Below are 15,346 nucleotides of genomic sequence, written 5' to 3'. Positions count from 1 at the left end.
AACGATCTCATCAAAGATGTCTTGGAAGATGGTTGTATCTTTAAAGCGTGTGCGTCTGTTCCAACTGATGGTGGAGTGGTGCGGAACTGGATCATTTATGTTCAATCCAAGAAACCATCTGTACGCCATATTGTAGTAAATTTCTTTTTCAAGCTGTCTTTCTGAACGGATACCATAAAGGTATCCGATAAACATCATTTTAAATAAAATCAGCGGATCGAGTGAGGGGCGGCCTTTGTTTTCACTGTAGTAAGGTTTAACCTTTTCAATGATGAAAGAAAAGTCTATGTATTGATCAATTTTTCGAAGCAGATGATCTTCTTCGACGAGTTGGTCAAGCAGAACAAATTCGGCTGTGTTTTGAGAAGAGTTTCTTGTGTGGAACATGAGAAAGACACCGTCCTTTTCAGTCTTTCTTTTATTTTATTACAGAGGAATTGATATTTTAAGGGAAAAATAAAGGCTGTCGAGATTTTCTCGACAGCCTGAAAGCCTTCCTAATAGGAAGGCTTTTTTATTCTCTTCTAAAATCGTAAGTATCTTTGTTAATATCAATAACTTTTTTATTAATAGATACATGATCCTCGTCTATCCATTTAACTTTTGCATCCTCATGATCATTTTCCCAATAAATATTTTTTCTCTTTCCATTCTCGTTATTTTCCAATTCACCTCTTATAGCGTAATCAGTAGTAGCACCGCCGTTTGCTCTGTAAATATTGATTTTGTAGTTATTGTTAGGTGATGAATATGATTCAAGATATTCACCTTTAGGTAGGCTGCTTATTGAAAAAAAGTGATTGTAAACAAAATATAAAAGAGCAAGTACAATCAACAACAATACAGATGAAAAGCCAATAATAACTCTATTCCGAGTTTTCTTTTTTAAAATTTCTAAATCCTTATCAACAAGCTGTTCTTTGTTATGCACTATATAGGCCTCCTATTTTTTGAGGAATTTCTCTAATTATAATAAATGATGTGAGAGCTTAATGGTTGGGATTTTTCTTAAAATAACCTTAAATATGCCAAATGTACTAGAAGAATATTCATATATCTAGTATTATATGGGAGTCGCGGTAATAACTGAAGGAGAGTTATGTTTTGAAGAAAGTCTTAATATCATTAATTGTTTTATTATCTGTATGTGTTGTAGGAATGACACCAGAAAAAGCTTCTGCAGCAACCAAAAATATTACAACTGATTTTTCAACAAAAATGAAACAAAACGCTATTAAAATTGCTTATTATGCAATGAATGACAGTACATATCCGATAGGGACAGGAAGAGAATTTGCTAGTAAGGTTAAGTCAGGAGGACCTTGGGATTATAAATTAAAGTTCGGTCCTAAGAAGAAATATATCTTTGACACAAAAGGTGGTTGTTACAACCCTACAGGGGAAGATCTAGGTAACATTCACTATGGTTATGTCGGTAGAGCTGCGGGTTTCTCTGATTCATTCTTAAGAACAGCTGCTGGAGCTTACCAAATTTATAGTGGTACAAGTAAGGTAAAGTGGTATAAGTCTTATTTCGATGATCCACAAGATCAAAAGATGATTGATTTAGGATTACGACTTTACAAAAATAACTGGCTTATCACGAATTGGAATAAAGCAAGCTTATCGTCAAAAAGTGTAGGCGCATTTACTATTCAGTCTGTTTCTCCTAAAACTGTTACTAATTTAGATAAACAGTTTGATGTTTTAAGTGATAAAGAGAAAAAAGAGATTAGAGAAAGAGCGATTAAAAACGCAAAACTAATCAAAGCAGGTAAAGAAGATCAATTTATTGAAAGTAACAACTAAAATACACACGCGACAAAATGAGCCCCTTAAAAGGGGCTCGTTTTTTGGAATATTCAAAAATAACTATTGGCGATTGTAAATAGGTGTTGTACAAGGTAGCTACATCGATAAAATCATTCTTTTCTTTATCCGAATAATCGCTGTTTATAAATATTCTTTAAGTGCTGCTATATCATGTTCTTGCTCTTTTTTTGGTATCTCCTCTAAGTATTCACGAAGTGATGACTCTGGTGAATCAATATCCTGATGGAAATATCCGCCAAGGAATCTAAACACAGGATCAGAAACTTCGATTTCAATCATTACTTATCACCACCAAGAAATGTTAACTTCAAATCTGAGAAATGGTATGTATCCTATTCTATATAACTTTCTGCTCTATCAATGTCGTTTGTCATCTCTAAGTCAGGGTACTTTTCATCTCATTTTCTTAAACCATTAATAAGTTCTTTACTTTGCAAACTTTCCTTTGCGCGAAAATTTCTTTAGCACCTCGCCCACTATTCCGAAAGTAGCTCGGATGCTTTATCGGCAAGATTATGCTCATTATGTAGCCGATTTGACAAACGCCTGCAAAACTTCTTCGATTATATCCGTCATTATAAAGTGTCCTAAATATGAGAATATTGTACTTTGGTCTGCTGCCGGCAGTTTACGATTGGATCAGGGCGCAGACGGATCAGTTTAGCTCTAATTTTTTTTAACGTTAATTCAGGAATATTCTTGCTCCTGCTAAGTGAATTCTTCTTCATCTGGAGGCCTTTAACTTATCAATTCATTCGTCTTTTCGTATAGAAAACTTACTAAGAACCATGCACTAGAAAAAAATTACATCATATATAGGTTATATCCCGTTTGAAAGCTTGAGGAGGATCTTATGAAACCTATGTTGCCTAGTGAAAAATATTTCGGTGATTTTGAACTAGTTTATGCATTTTATGGGGCTATGCCTACAGGTGTTACTGTTTCAGAAACCGGTCGTATTTTCATTTGTTTTCCGAAGTGGGGAGACGATGTTAAATTTACGGTGGGGGAAATTGTTGGGGATAAATTGAAGCCGTACCCTAATTTACAAACCAATTTGGTTAATCCCGAGAATCTCACAATGACTTTCATCAGTGTTCAAAGTGTCGTTGCCGATGGAAGGGGAACGCTTTGGGTATTAGATACAGCGGCACCCAATTTTTCTGAACCTATTAAAGGTGGGGCAAAATTAGCCGCTGTTGATTTAGAAACCAATACGATAAGAAAAGTATATACCTTTACAGAAGATGCTGTCCTGCCTACAACTTATCTGAATGATGTCCGTTTTGATTTTCGTGTTGGAAAAGCAGGTTATGCCTATATAACGGATTCTTCTTCAAGAGGACCTGGAGCTATTATCGTTGTAGATTTATCAAATGGAAACGCGTTTAGGCGGTTAAATGGGGCAAATTCAACTTCGCCCGATCCCTATTTTTCACCGAAAATAGAAGGTCAAATTTTAATGAATCGAAACAAAGATGGCTCAACTTCTCCATTTAGATTGGCTTCTGATAGTCTTGCGATTTCTCCTGATGGAAAGATATTATATTTTGCTCCGCTAAGCAGTCGTCACTTGTTCTCGATCTCAACAAAAGCACTGAGAGACAGAACGATACCTGACATGGATTTACCTTATCATGTGGAGTATTGGGGAGAAAAAGGGGCGTCTGATGGAATAATTACCGATGCAAAGGGAACGGTTTATACTGGAGATTATGAAAACAACAGCATTCGTAAAATATTTCCAAACGGTATGATGGGAACTATTGCACATGATCCGAGAATTTTGTGGCCGGATACTTTTTCAATTGGACCGGATCAATATTTGTATGTCATTGTAAACCAATTACATCGGCAGCCCAGATTTCATTATGGAAAAGACCTGCGACAGAAACCTTATAGTTTACTTCGTATGAAAATTGGTGAATTTCCAGCCCCGACCTTTTCATAATAAAAATAGTCAATTCATTGTCATATAGTGTAAAACAAACACGAGTAAGCAAGAAGTATTCATTTTATTTGCTTCTACGAAATAATCTCAAAATGATTTACTAGGAACAGTTTAATGTGGTGATTGTTAAACTGTTCCTAGGGATTTTTTATAATGTCGGTAAGTTCAATGCTGTATTAATATTATTTAAATCCAAACTGATCTGTTGGTTTGTATCCCAAGCATGGTACCATCCTTTTTCTCCCATATACGCGGATATTTGTTCATGCATATCAAGAGCTTCCACTAAATGGCGAGTAAGCATTTCTTTAATTTCCGGTGTTCCTGATTCCGTAACTGCCATGGCATAATTTCTAATGCCACTTTTAGCTGAAATGAGTAGATCCATTGCAACCACTTGATCCGATAGTGCGTCCATACCAGTTAAAGTTTCAATGATTGGATTCATGTTCATTCATCTCCTAGTTTATTGCTTTGCGTTAGAAAGGATAGAAGCATATTCTTGTAACTGTTTCGTAGATACATTAATGTCTTGCTGCATAATATCTTTTAAAAGCTGATCTGTAACTAACGCTCTCATCGTTTTGGATTTCGTTAAACAAGTGGTCTTAAATGCAGCCATCTCATGGACCTCAAGCACTTCATGTAAGGCGTAGTTCATTTTTTATACCTCCTTCCTCAAGGTTTCAACACGACTTTTATACAATCATCCATTTTTGTATCAAAAATCTCATAGCCGCGCTTTGCTTCACTAAGTGGGAGCACATGACTTACGACATCTCCTGGATCAATTTTTCCGGTCGAAACTAATTCAAACATATACGGCATATAATGAATCACAGGTGCTTGTCCAGAGCGGATATTGACGTTTCGCTGCATAATATCTCCAAAAGGGAAACCATTGTATCTGCCGCCGTAAACGCCAGTAACTTGAATTGTCCCGCCTTTACGCACAGCTTGTGAAGCTATGATAAAAGCACTTAATGCTCCACCTTGAAGTTTCATCCCGCTCGCGAGGAATTCCATATCAGTCATTTTACCGTCCATACCAACAGCGTCGATGACAACATCTGCGCCACCTTTAGTGATTTCCTTAAGATAACTTCCTACATTCTCATGGTCCTCAAAGTTAACAATTTCCACTTTGTTAGTGCGCTTGGCGTGCTGCAGGCGATAATTGACATAATCTACGGCAATGACACGCTTTGCTCCTTTTAGCCAACAGAATTTTTGAGCAAAAAGACCAACCGGGCCACAGCCTAGAACAATAACGGTATCTCCATCCTTTACGCCTGCATTGTCAACACTCCAAAAACCAGTAGTCATCGCATCCGCAATAACAGCTAACTTTTCATCAGGTTCTTCACAAGTCTCTGGAATTTTGAAATGAGTAAAGTTGGCAAATGGCACCCTTAAATATTCAGCTTGACCGCCTGGATAGCCACCAGTCGTACCAGAATATCCGAAATAGGCACCCATATCACCATTATCATTAGAATTATCACATTGGCTTTCCAGAGAGTTTTTACAATAAATGCATTCACCGCATGCTATATTAAAGGGGATAATGACTCGGTCTCCCTTTTTCACCTTAGTCACACCTGGACCAACTTCTTCAACGATTCCCATTGGTTCATGGCCGATAACGTAGTTTTCTTGCAGGTTAGGAATCATGCCGTGAATTAAATGTAAATCAGACCCACATATTGCCGTACTCGTTACTTTAATAATCATGTCATCTGGTTTTTCAATTTTTGGGTCTGGAACTTCTCTGACTGCAACATTTTTAATACCTTGATACGTAACTGCCTTCATGATATATGGCCTCCAGTGTTAGTGTTCATCAGGTGTCCGGTCAAACATACCTTTTCTATTGGTCTCAACTGGGAATAGATTCATTTTTCCAATCATCACTGTATTGTTAGCGGAGAGTTGATCAAGTTTATACTGTTCACTTAGTTCGGATGGATGGAACCACTTTTTACTAATCATTAGTTCTGTAATTTCTTGGTGCATGGCAATACCTTGCATTAACTGTTTTCGTAAGAGGGCTCTAACATCAGGTGATGCAGACTCCGTTAATGCGACAGCAATATTGCGCACACCTTCTTTGGCACGAAGAAGTAAATCCATCGCAAATGTGGTATCTGCTAGCTCTGGCACGTGTAGCGCGTTTATAGGGTCTAAATAGTCCTGGTTCAATGAATTTGCCTCCTTTTTAATTTATGATTGGTGTTGGACGGTTTTGAGGAACTGGAGCTTCAAAAGGTGCGCGTTGATAAACTGCTTGTAATTCTCCGAGCGCTTGCATGGACTGTTCAACATCTTTTTGCATTAATGCTCTCAAATCTTGATCAAATACGAGTCCTTGCATTAGTTTTGATTTCGCTAAGCAAAGGGTTTTGAAATTAATAACCTCATGTAAATCCAATGATTCATGATCAGCTAATTTTTGATTACTCATTTCTAATTAACCTCCTTATTTTCATCAATTGTATTGTTTCAGAAATAGAAGGAAAATATCCGTTAATATTTTTTGGGATTGGTAAATTATCTCAAATGGTTGTGATGGCTGAGGATGATTGCTGCAGCGGTCTTTTTTTGTGATTATTGGAATCTTTGCAGTAACCTTATTTTGTATTATTTTTTATTGCAATTTGTATTATGATTTTTTTGTTGTTGGAATGTTTTTGTGAAGGGTTGCAAGATGTTCAGGAGATGTAAAGCTGTATATGGATGCGGGGATGGTTCAATCAGAAGATACAGGAGAATCCTTCGCAGTTTAAGAAAAGACACCCTGAAAGGTGTCCTTTATTTCGTTTTAAAGCTATTCATAAAAGTTTCTCCGCTGTTTTCTGCACTGACAATGAGCTTGGCACTTTCACTTATCCGCTGAGCTAACGCCTTTTGCGCCATCATTGATCGGGTCTTTTCCGAGATCGGTTCTTGCAAAGGATACGACAACATTTTCTGGATTATTTGATTTTACCCATTTGCCGTTTTTCTTTTCAGCTTGTATTAATACAACTGCGCCGCATGATTTAAATAAAAACAAAGGAAAAACCCCATTTTGGACTTTCCATATGGGGTTTTTCGTTATCATATTAAGTTGCTGCTCTATCTGCGACCTTATAAGTGGACTGCTCAGAAAGAGCGTATGAAGCGCCAGATACTCCAACAACGCCAAGCAAGAGCGCTAAACAAATTGCAATTTTACATTTTTTCATTTAAATGCTTCCCCCTTTGAATTTGTTTGCGTGCTTCAATTGCCATTTGATAAAAATCGACCGCGTCATGTCTGTCTTCTTTGTTGGTCAGAAAATCCGCAACAGCAACAGCATATTCTTCCATGTCACCATAAAGATTTTTCTCTTTGAAGAACTTGAACACTTCTCTAAGTGTTTGTAAGTCGAATGATAAATAAAGACCTTTAACCAGTTTTAATTTCTCGGTTACTTCCCGGTTGTTGTGTCGGGCAGCAACCTTCTGACCTTCCTGGTATAACTCTAATGCAGCCTTTAAATCATTCTTCTTTGCTTTGACATATGCAAGATTGAAAATTGCTTTGGATTCATAAATGTGCTTTCGGTTCTTATGAATGTCATAGGCGATTTGAAAATATTTCTCTGCATTGTCAAGTTCTTCAAGGTTATTATAACATAATCCCACGTTAAAATGAGCTGAACCAATTAAATGTTGCTTCCCGATTTTTATAGCATCATTTAAAGCTTTTTTAGCTGTTTCTAAAGCATCTTCATAACACATTTTATCTAGCCAGTTCCCAAAGATAACAAACTGACATTGGACCATTTCTTTGCCATATGTAAGGTTACCCTGAGCATCTTTTTGCTCCTTGAATATAGAATATGCTCGTTGGGCATAATTCATTGAGAAATGAGTCTCTTTCATATAATAATAGACCTCTGACACTTTGAAATAGAACTCTGCTTTATCTGTATTGGCATTTTCATCTAATAAATCAAGATATTTTTCGGCTTCGCGATAATATGTTAGGGCAATAACTAAATCTCTTGTTCGGAAATGATACATACCGGTGAAAAAATGATAATAGAACTCTATTGTATTCGTGAGGGATTCAGGAGCCATATTCTCCTTTGTCTTTTTGAGATCAGAATAAACACCATCTATATTTTTAACAGAGTCAGGTTCGAGATACGACAGCATTATTTCGTGCCGTAACTTTAATAGCTGAAGATAGACTGCTGCTTTTTCATTTTTCTCCATCATGTCGAATTCTTTTTCCACTTTTTGTTTCATTTCTTTTGCTTTCTTAACTCGACCCTGCTTTATTACAACATACCAATGATTCATGTCTGTAGTTACATAATGATATGGGATTAAATCCGAAACAGACAATCAAATACCTCCTTTTCTTTACATATATTTAATATTATACCACCGAGGACACCCTCTAATAGAATCATTTTTTGAAAAATCTTTCTATTTAAGGACGAAATAAGCATAAATTGTCTAAAGGCTCCCGATGTCGTTTAACGATATATAAATGACCTCTACAATTTTCAAGAAAATGTTATAATGAAAAGCTATAAATAAATGTAAGGATGATTATCGATGCACTACATAACTGCATGTTTAAAAATCATCAGTGATAAAGACCTTAATGAGATAATGAAGGAATTCAAAAAACTTGAGGAAGAAACGAACAAGGAAGAAGGATGTATTACATTCCATGCCTATCCGCTTGAACCATCAGAACGCAAAATAATGCTTTGGGAGATTTGGGAAAACGAAGAAGCTGTTAAAATCCATTTTACGAAAAAGCACACGATAGATGTTCAAAAACAAGAATTAACGGAAGTAGAATGGTTAGTGAAAAGCAATGTGAATGATGAAAAGGACACCAAAATTGAATAGGTCCAAGACGGAAGGCTTATGGACACTAATCATTAGACAGAGAACTCTGTGCTTTAGATTAGTGTCCATTTTTTTGTGAATGGGGGGACATGTGTTTAGGAACTTACGTGGGCAAATTTCCTGCGTCACTGCCTTCAAAGGGCAGAGGGGGCCAAAATCATAAGTCCAAAACGGGCAGGAAAAGAGCTTGTGTCAAAGCGTTCCTACCCGTTTATTATTACCTTTTCGCAATCAAATAAAGAGATAGGGCTCTTTGCGTTTGAACAGGATTATGGATCGTAATGACCCATTGATTTCTTCTCCTTGGAAAGCTTGCGATTGCATATAGCGGAGCAGTATCACGCGGAGTAAAACCGCCATTTATCACGTTTATATTCCTTCCTTCGAGATAACAAACAAGGTATTCACCTGGATTGATGACCTGTTGGTTCGTCCATGCGTAAGAATAAAAGCCGTCTCCGAGATCCTCAGAGGAAGATGGCGGGATAGAGCCATCTACATTCAATGTGATTTCTCTTCTTCGCTGTCTTTCTGAAAAGTCTTGATTTCTTTGAGTGGGGTTACGAGTATGTGAAAAGTAAGGAATTAACGCAGGCCCATAAAAATAATGATACAAAGCAACCACTCCTTAATTTTACATTCATACAAATTGTATGTTGATACATTTCGTTCATTCCTTTTTGTTTCTTGTTTTGGCTTTCTAGAGGTTCTTTTTTTAACATGCAGGTTAGTAGAATATGTCTGTTTTCGATGATAGTATTAATATATTGAAGATAGCAGTATTTTTTGATAGCGGAGGGAAAATATGGCGAAAAAAATGGCGAAAACCAATGCGGTTCGTTTGGTAGAACAGCAGAACATCTCCTATGAGTTATTAGGTTACGAAACAGAAGGCGGCCAACCGGCAGACGGCATCACTGTTTCTGAAAAAATCGGATATCCTGTCGAGTATGTATATAAAACTTTGGTGGCAACGGCAGGAGCAAACCATTATTACGTCTTTGTTGTACCTGTTGCTGAGGAATTAGATGTGAAAAAGGCAGCCAAAGTAGTAGGTGAAAAGAAAATAGAAATGATTGCGATGAAGGAACTTCTGGGAATAACCGGATATGTGCGCGGCGGGTGCTCACCAATTGGCATGAAAAAATCGTTCCCAACCTATATTGATGCAGCCGCTGAAACACTAGATTTTATCATTGTCAGCGCAGGGAAAATCGGCATGCAGCTAAAGGCAGCGCCACAAGATTTAGCGAAAGCATGCAATGCCGAATTTGCAGAAATCGTATAGAGGACCGGCAATGAGGATGTAAATATTGCGTAAACGAAGAAGCTTAGTCAATAAGACTAAGCTTCTTCGGCATCTCGTTCAAATATGATTTCAAAATAAGCGGCTGCTCCATACCCGTCAATACTGGGAGCAAAAATCTGAACGAATTTCCAGCCTCTATTCGCATAGTCACGGATGATTTGCTGGTAGTCTTCTTTAGGCCGTCTTCTCATAGTACTAAGTTCAATTCTTACAAATTCATACTCTTTCATCGTTTCATCCCTCCAATTAAGATATACGTAAGAGTGAGGAGGATGTTCCAAAAACTTGGTAAAATATGAACCGTAACAGTTTATTTAATTCCCCGCCAAACAAATCATTGCCATATGATGTTTGCATGGCTGCCGCATAACTTCCTAGGAGTTAGGGAAGCCATTGAATTTATGGGTTGTGTTTTCATCACAGTCCAAATGAATCTTTTGCTTATTGAATTTGACTGAGTAAATAAGTAAAAAAAGTGCGGCCAAAACATATAGAAACGAGAGGATCATTAGCATACTCATAACAGGATCGTGTTTTGCAGAGTAAATGAAAAAATCAAGCTGTGAAATTTGTTTGGGACTTGTGATGGTATCGATTCCATTAAGGAGTTTTGAAATTTTAGCAGTATAGTTCCAATCAAATCGATCTGAAATAAGCTCGCTCCCTTGATACCAATTGACAGCGGCTAAAAACAGAAAAACCATGAAAGAAAATCCAAGCTGTATCATTAAAAGCATGCCTTTCACTTTTGCAGACCTCCAAATCTATAAACATAGGAAAAGCAAATATATCCTACCATGATATGGTTATGCGGGGCAATTTCTCTTTGTGTTCTTACATGCAAGACAAAAGCCTGTTTTTCTGTTTGATTTTGGCTTATAATACCTGATGATGGAAAAGGTGTTCGGTTTTATAGATTGGAGATTCTGTTGTATTTCTTAGCAATTTTACTATTGTACTTTAGTTTACACCCGATAGCTGGCTGGGGGACGTGCTGTCTTTTCGTTTATCGGTTTATTTTTTCTTGTATTAGCTTTAAGAAAAAAGCGCATTTTCCCGATTCACTTATTAAGGATATATTTTTTTATGCCATTATTCCGCCGCTTAGTTTATCGCAAAAGATATGCTTTTACACTCAAGCGGTTTTCATCTGTTCGCCTGAGCTTTGCAAATGGCTTGTTAAACAAAAACTAGGATTTCAGTCAATCAAAACGCCCAACGCTGAGGACACGGTATGTACCTAGCTGCATTTTATTTCATCTGTTATTTTGTATTTCAGTAATCATTTTCAAGAAAGCGATGGTATTTCATGAACAAAGAAACGCTAAAAAACATACTTATGATTTTTTCCATATGCGTAAGCCTTAGAGAAACCGATGGTATGCGCATTGCTGATAGCTGGATTTTGAGTGAGATTGTCCGATTTTTGATTTGCATGGCTGTGTTTTTTGCCGTGACATTTCTATTAGATGCTGTTTTTCCAAACAAAAAAGAGTCACATTAAATGTGTGACTCTTTTTTCATCATTTGATCAAAAACATCACAAATGTATCAATCATCATGATCAAAAACAGCAAGCAAAAATAAATGAGCGAGTAGATAAACATATCCTTTGCCCATCTCACGTCATCGTCTGTTTTAAATCCTTGGATGCTTTTTTTGATCCATATGCCTCCGAGAACCAAGGCAGCTAAGAAATAAAAGGGGCTGATACGGCCGGTGCCGAGAGAAAAAGGCAATAATAGCGTGACCGGCACAAGAACTGCAATATATCGCATCATTTTTACTTTCGTTACTTGATTCCCTTTTACAACAGGCAGGAGCGGAATACCCGCTGTCCGATACTCCTCTTTGCGTCTGATCCCAATCGCCCAAAAATGCGGGGGCTGCCATAGAAACATAATCGCATACAACAGCACCGCAGCCGTACTGATTTCTCCGGTTACGGCACAGTACCCCATTAACGGCGGCGCGGCTCCCGGAAAGCTTCCGACAAATGTGCTCCACACAGAGGTTCGTTTCACCCATACTGTATAAATAATCGCATAAAAAATAAAAGCGGCCAGTCCGAGAAGGGCAGTTAATAAATTGAGGGAATACAGCATTGCGAGACCTGCGATCCCTAAAACGGAGCCATAGGTTAAAATCATGGCTGGCGGCATTTTTCCAGTGACTGAGGCTCTGCTGCGGGTGCGTGCCATTTTTGCGTCCATATGCCGATCAAAAAAGTTGTTATAAACAGTGCCGGAAGCCATGACAAAGGCGGTTCCAAGCATTGCTGTCACCATTGTCATCAAAAAAAACATTCCGGTTAATGGTTTTTCTGCGCTTGTAAACGCGATCCAAAATCCGCCAAAGGCTGCGATCGAGTTTGATATGATAATGCCGGGTTTTGCAAGTTTGATAAAATCATAAACTGTTACCCGGTTCGAAGCTTTTATGTATTTCGTTTCAGATATAGCGGCAGAATCTCTCGTATTCTCCAAAAATAGACGCCTCCCCCAAAACTGCATGCTTTTGTTATCGTAACAAGAGGATTAGGGAATCACAATTATTTCCTATATTTGTCATGATATTGTCATTTTTGAATTAAAAAATGGGGAGCTGGACTGCCCCCATTTTGGCAAACGGCACTTAGTACCCGTATCCTCCGCCGTATCCTCCGCCATATCCTCCGCCGTAACCATACCAAGGGTAGTAAGGCGGGCGTGGACGCGGGTAATAGTAAGGCGGACGCGGATAAAACGGATAAAACGGTCTTGGGTAATAATAAGGCGGTCTCGGGCGCGGATAATAATAAGGCTGTCGTTCATCATAAGGTGTAATTTGTTCAAATTCATTTAAAAGATAATCCAAGAGGAAAACCTCCCTAGTTTTTTGTCTCCATTTACCATATTCTTGATGTGTGAGTTGGGTGTATGTACAATCGTGAAATCGATTGTTTTGAGGGTGAAATCCATGAAAAAGGATTGACAAGAACTTCTAAATCTCATAGTATTACAAATGTGAAATGTATGTTACTTTAATATTACAAAAATATTTCAAATAGATGCAGTTCTATCTGATGAAGAATAAATCGAAATGGTTACGAAAGAAGGAGTTTTGGTTGTTGGCAAAAAGAATTAAATGGTTTTATGTATTGATAGCAGTTGGATGTGTGGCGGGCCTTATCGGCTTTTTTCATAATTCATTGGAAAAAGAAACGGTCATGAATAAAGTGAAAACTGATTCTCAGTATGGAAATGTCGAGATCGCAACGCTTGTGAATGACGGGAAAACGTTCAATTATGCGGTGAACTATCCCGTTTTCAAAAATAAAAAAATGGATGCGGCATTAAAGAGTTTCGCAGAGAAAGAGGTTCGCCAATTTCAGAAGGAAACAAAAGATGTTGATCAGGAGCATACGACAAAGCGAAACGAGTTAAATATTGATTATAAAATTGTCCATTATGCCAAGCAGACGGTAGCGATTGTGTTTCATGAATATAAATATATCGGCGGCGCACATGGACAAAATGTGACAAAAACGTTTAACTATGATTTTAGTAAGCAAGCTTTCCTTTCAATTGATGATATATTCAAAGAGGACGCCGACTATTTACATAAGCTTTCGCTAATTGCTTATCATGAGCTGAAAAAAGATAAAGCCATTGCTGCGGACGATGCGCTGTTAAAGGAAGGAACGGCACCGAAAAAAGATAATTTCAGCCGCTTTGCCATCAAGGAAGATTATATCGAATTTTATTTTGATACATATCAGGTCGCAGCAGGCAATCTAGGAGAGCAATCGATTGCCATTAAGAAAAGCCTTTTGAAAGATATCATGAAAGAACAATATATTGATAAAGAAAAAAACAAAAATAAAATCAAAGAACAAAAGCCGAAGCATGAAGTGATTTCATTACCTAAAGAGGAAACAATTGATCCAAACCAAAAAGTCATTGCGCTTACTTTTGACGACGGCCCGAATCCTGCGACAACAAACCAGATTCTAGACTCCTTGAAAAAATATAAGGGGCATGCCACTTTTTTTGTTTTGGGGAGCAGGGTGCAATATTATCCTGAAACGCTTAAAAGAATACTGAAAGAGGGAAATGAGGTAGGCAACCATTCATGGAGCCATCCGCTTCTCACAAGACTTTCAGTGAAAGCAGCGTTAAAGCAGATCAATGACACGCAAGACATCGTTGAAAAAATAAGCGGATACCGTCCGGCGCTTGTAAGACCTCCATACGGCGGCATTAATGATGAGCTGCGGAGTCAATTGAAAATGGACGTCGCGTTATGGGATGTTGATCCGGAAGATTGGAAAGACCGGAACAAGAAAACAATCGTTGACCGTGTCATGAGCCAGGCGGGAGATGGAAGAACCGTCTTGATTCACGACATTTACCGAACTTCTGCTGATGCGGCTGATGAAATGATCAAAAAGCTCACAGATCAAGGCTATCAATTGGTGACGGTCTCTCAGCTTGAAGAGGTTAAAAAACAAAGAGAAGCGAATTAATACGAAAAGGCTGCCGCGGATATTGCCCGTTTGGACAGCCTTTTTTCTATTTAATAAGAGCCTGTGGTGGCCCAAACATTCAGATTGGGTCCTGAATACTTGCCGAAAGCATAGGAAGTCCTTGGATCTAAATCATATACCATTGGTGTATAACACGACTTTTGGCCGGCCACCGCTTTCCCGTTGCCCCCTGCAGAATCACAGTTATATCTCTTTCCGTCCGTGTTTCGGGTGATTTCGGCATTCGCTTCAAAGCCTGTCGTCAATGTATGGTTCATCGTGATTTTTGCCCAAGCCGTTTTACATGTACTGCTGAATTTAAGCTCGACCACTCCGATGACTTGATTGTTGGCATTTACTAAGTTTGAGGATTTTTTTGTAGAGCCGCTGGACGCGCAATCATTGTAATAAGGGCTTTTTCCATCATAGGCATGGGTTTCCGCATTGGCGGGCGCTCCGTTGGCGGCAAAAATAAATAGTACTGCGAATAACACCAATGAAGCCTTTGTTAAAAGTTTTTTCATGTCCTTTATGACCTCCTTCATATGGCAAACAATACATCATACGAAGGAACAATCGAAACATGCATGCTTTTTTGTGAACAATAAAGGCGGCCGGGAGTATGGAGCTCTTGGCCGCCTTTGGCGTGAGATTAAGCTTTTATATCAATGGTTTGTCCGAGTGTCGGATGCTGAATCATCTTCAAGGTTTGATCGGCATTTTGCTGGGCGGTGTCCAGCATTTTTTTCGTTAAAGCGATATCAACATTTTGGGCAAGGGATGCTTGATGCATCGCAACTGATAAAGCAGGAATATCCATCGTTCCACCTCCTATGCCTTACCTATCGGC

General features: G+C 38.2%; 22 protein-coding genes and 1 pseudogene. 5 read left to right on the top strand and 18 right to left on the bottom strand.

Going from position 1 to position 15,346, the window contains the following annotated elements:
• Nucleotides 1–387: transposase (locus V756_RS0121270; protein ID WP_024716446.1), on the bottom strand; the 387-nt coding region annotated here is incomplete at its 3' end.
• 127 nt (nucleotides 388–514) lie between these two features.
• Nucleotides 515–931, bottom strand: a complete 417-nt coding sequence (locus V756_RS0121265; RefSeq protein WP_024716445.1) for a DUF5412 family protein — start codon at nucleotides 929–931, stop codon at nucleotides 515–517.
• A 173-nt stretch (nucleotides 932–1,104) separates the two neighbouring features.
• Between V756_RS0121265 and V756_RS0121260 the strand changes: the two genes are divergently transcribed.
• Nucleotides 1,105–1,809, top strand: a complete 705-nt coding sequence (locus V756_RS0121260) for a polymorphic toxin type 44 domain-containing protein (RefSeq protein ID WP_024716444.1) — start codon at nucleotides 1,105–1,107, stop codon at nucleotides 1,807–1,809.
• Here the strand turns inward: V756_RS0121260 and V756_RS1000000124840 are convergent.
• A pseudogene (locus V756_RS1000000124840) lies at nucleotides 1,790–2,112 on the bottom strand (contact-dependent growth inhibition system immunity protein). The gene V756_RS0121260 and the pseudogene V756_RS1000000124840 overlap by 20 nt on opposite strands.
• A gap of 574 nt (nucleotides 2,113–2,686) precedes the next feature.
• On the opposite strand from V756_RS1000000124840, the gene V756_RS0121250 reads away from it, so the two are divergent.
• On the top strand, nucleotides 2,687–3,784 hold the full coding sequence (locus V756_RS0121250) for an L-dopachrome tautomerase-related protein (RefSeq protein ID WP_024716443.1): 1,098 nt from the start codon (nucleotides 2,687–2,689) through the stop codon (nucleotides 3,782–3,784).
• Nucleotides 3,785–3,932: 148 nt separating this feature from the next.
• On the opposite strand, the gene V756_RS0121245 is transcribed toward V756_RS0121250, so the two are convergent.
• The 8 genes from V756_RS0121245 to V756_RS0121210 form a co-directional block, all read right to left on the bottom strand.
• Nucleotides 3,933–4,232 carry a spore coat protein gene (locus tag V756_RS0121245; RefSeq protein WP_024716442.1) on the bottom strand — a complete coding sequence of 100 codons (300 nt, stop codon included), beginning with the start codon at nucleotides 4,230–4,232 and terminating at the stop codon, nucleotides 3,933–3,935.
• A gap of 18 nt (nucleotides 4,233–4,250) precedes the next feature.
• Nucleotides 4,251–4,445 (bottom strand): hypothetical protein, encoded by a 195-nt coding sequence (locus V756_RS0121240; RefSeq protein WP_024716441.1) that lies wholly within the window; start codon nucleotides 4,443–4,445, stop codon nucleotides 4,251–4,253.
• A gap of 17 nt (nucleotides 4,446–4,462) precedes the next feature.
• Entirely contained in the window at nucleotides 4,463–5,599 is a 1,137-nt protein-coding gene (locus V756_RS0121235; RefSeq protein WP_024716440.1) for a zinc-dependent alcohol dehydrogenase, read from the bottom strand.
• Between the two features lie 18 nt (nucleotides 5,600–5,617).
• Nucleotides 5,618–5,986 (bottom strand): spore coat protein, encoded by a 369-nt coding sequence (locus tag V756_RS0121230; RefSeq protein WP_024716439.1) that lies wholly within the window; start codon nucleotides 5,984–5,986, stop codon nucleotides 5,618–5,620.
• 16 nt (nucleotides 5,987–6,002) lie between these two features.
• Complete coding sequence (locus tag V756_RS0121225) at nucleotides 6,003–6,248, bottom strand: hypothetical protein (RefSeq protein ID WP_024716438.1); 246 nt, start codon at nucleotides 6,246–6,248, stop codon at nucleotides 6,003–6,005.
• Between the two features lie 417 nt (nucleotides 6,249–6,665).
• Nucleotides 6,666–6,839 (bottom strand): hypothetical protein, encoded by a 174-nt coding sequence (locus V756_RS0121220; protein WP_155906250.1) that lies wholly within the window; start codon nucleotides 6,837–6,839, stop codon nucleotides 6,666–6,668.
• Nucleotides 6,840–6,888: 49 nt separating this feature from the next.
• A complete protein-coding gene (locus V756_RS1000000124660; RefSeq protein ID WP_255210057.1) occupies nucleotides 6,889–7,011 on the bottom strand; it encodes a hypothetical protein in 123 nt (40 codons plus the stop codon).
• Entirely contained in the window at nucleotides 6,998–8,161 is a 1,164-nt protein-coding gene (locus tag V756_RS0121210) for a response regulator aspartate phosphatase (RefSeq protein WP_024716436.1), read from the bottom strand. The genes V756_RS1000000124660 and V756_RS0121210 overlap by 14 nt, the downstream gene beginning before the upstream one ends.
• A 216-nt stretch (nucleotides 8,162–8,377) precedes the next feature.
• Between V756_RS0121210 and V756_RS0121205 the strand changes: the two genes are divergently transcribed.
• Entirely contained in the window at nucleotides 8,378–8,680 is a 303-nt protein-coding gene (locus V756_RS0121205; RefSeq protein ID WP_024716435.1) for a putative quinol monooxygenase, read from the top strand.
• Nucleotides 8,681–8,897: 217 nt separating this feature from the next.
• Here the strand turns inward: V756_RS0121205 and V756_RS0121200 are convergent, their stop codons facing one another.
• Nucleotides 8,898–9,296 carry a hypothetical protein gene (locus V756_RS0121200; RefSeq protein ID WP_024716434.1) on the bottom strand — a complete coding sequence of 133 codons (399 nt, stop codon included), beginning with the start codon at nucleotides 9,294–9,296 and terminating at the stop codon, nucleotides 8,898–8,900.
• A 189-nt stretch (nucleotides 9,297–9,485) separates the two neighbouring features.
• Between V756_RS0121200 and ybaK the strand changes: the two genes are divergently transcribed.
• Nucleotides 9,486–9,968, top strand: coding sequence for a Cys-tRNA(Pro) deacylase (gene ybaK / locus V756_RS0121195; RefSeq protein WP_024716433.1), 483 nt, complete (start codon nucleotides 9,486–9,488; stop codon nucleotides 9,966–9,968).
• 56 nt (nucleotides 9,969–10,024) lie between these two features.
• Here the strand turns inward: ybaK and V756_RS0121190 are convergent, their stop codons facing one another.
• From V756_RS0121190 to V756_RS0121170, 4 genes are all read right to left on the bottom strand, one after another.
• Nucleotides 10,025–10,219 (bottom strand): DUF4177 domain-containing protein, encoded by a 195-nt coding sequence (locus V756_RS0121190; RefSeq protein ID WP_024716432.1) that lies wholly within the window; start codon nucleotides 10,217–10,219, stop codon nucleotides 10,025–10,027.
• Between the two features lie 144 nt (nucleotides 10,220–10,363).
• Nucleotides 10,364–10,735, bottom strand: coding sequence for a YjdJ family protein (locus V756_RS0121185; protein ID WP_024716431.1), 372 nt, complete (start codon nucleotides 10,733–10,735; stop codon nucleotides 10,364–10,366).
• Between the two features lie 777 nt (nucleotides 10,736–11,512).
• Nucleotides 11,513–12,502: a heme o synthase gene (gene cyoE, locus V756_RS0121175; protein ID WP_081719944.1), complete on the bottom strand. Its 990-nt coding sequence runs from the start codon at nucleotides 12,500–12,502 to the stop codon at nucleotides 11,513–11,515.
• A 121-nt stretch (nucleotides 12,503–12,623) separates the two neighbouring features.
• The gene (locus V756_RS0121170) at nucleotides 12,624–12,845 is read right to left on the bottom strand and encodes a hypothetical protein (protein ID WP_024716429.1); all 222 of its coding nucleotides are present in this window, start codon (nucleotides 12,843–12,845) and stop codon (nucleotides 12,624–12,626) included.
• A gap of 250 nt (nucleotides 12,846–13,095) precedes the next feature.
• On the opposite strand from V756_RS0121170, the gene V756_RS0121165 reads away from it, so the two are divergent.
• Nucleotides 13,096–14,496, top strand: a complete 1,401-nt coding sequence (locus tag V756_RS0121165; RefSeq protein WP_024716428.1) for a polysaccharide deacetylase family protein — start codon at nucleotides 13,096–13,098, stop codon at nucleotides 14,494–14,496.
• Nucleotides 14,497–14,546: 50 nt separating this feature from the next.
• Here V756_RS0121165 and V756_RS0121160 read toward each other — a convergent pair whose 3' ends face one another.
• Together V756_RS0121160 and V756_RS01000000122980 are read right to left on the bottom strand one after the other, a co-directional pair.
• Nucleotides 14,547–15,020 carry a YjfA family protein gene (locus tag V756_RS0121160; RefSeq protein ID WP_032682204.1) on the bottom strand — a complete coding sequence of 158 codons (474 nt, stop codon included), beginning with the start codon at nucleotides 15,018–15,020 and terminating at the stop codon, nucleotides 14,547–14,549.
• Between the two features lie 128 nt (nucleotides 15,021–15,148).
• Nucleotides 15,149–15,316 carry a YjfB family protein gene (locus tag V756_RS01000000122980; protein WP_032682202.1) on the bottom strand — a complete coding sequence of 56 codons (168 nt, stop codon included), beginning with the start codon at nucleotides 15,314–15,316 and terminating at the stop codon, nucleotides 15,149–15,151.
• Nucleotides 15,317–15,346: the final 30 nt, after the last annotated feature.

Source organism: Bacillus tequilensis KCTC 13622 (genome assembly GCF_000507145.1).
Lineage (GTDB): Bacteria > Bacillota > Bacilli > Bacillales > Bacillaceae > Bacillus > Bacillus tequilensis.
This window is presented reverse-complemented; position numbering and strand designations above follow the sequence as displayed.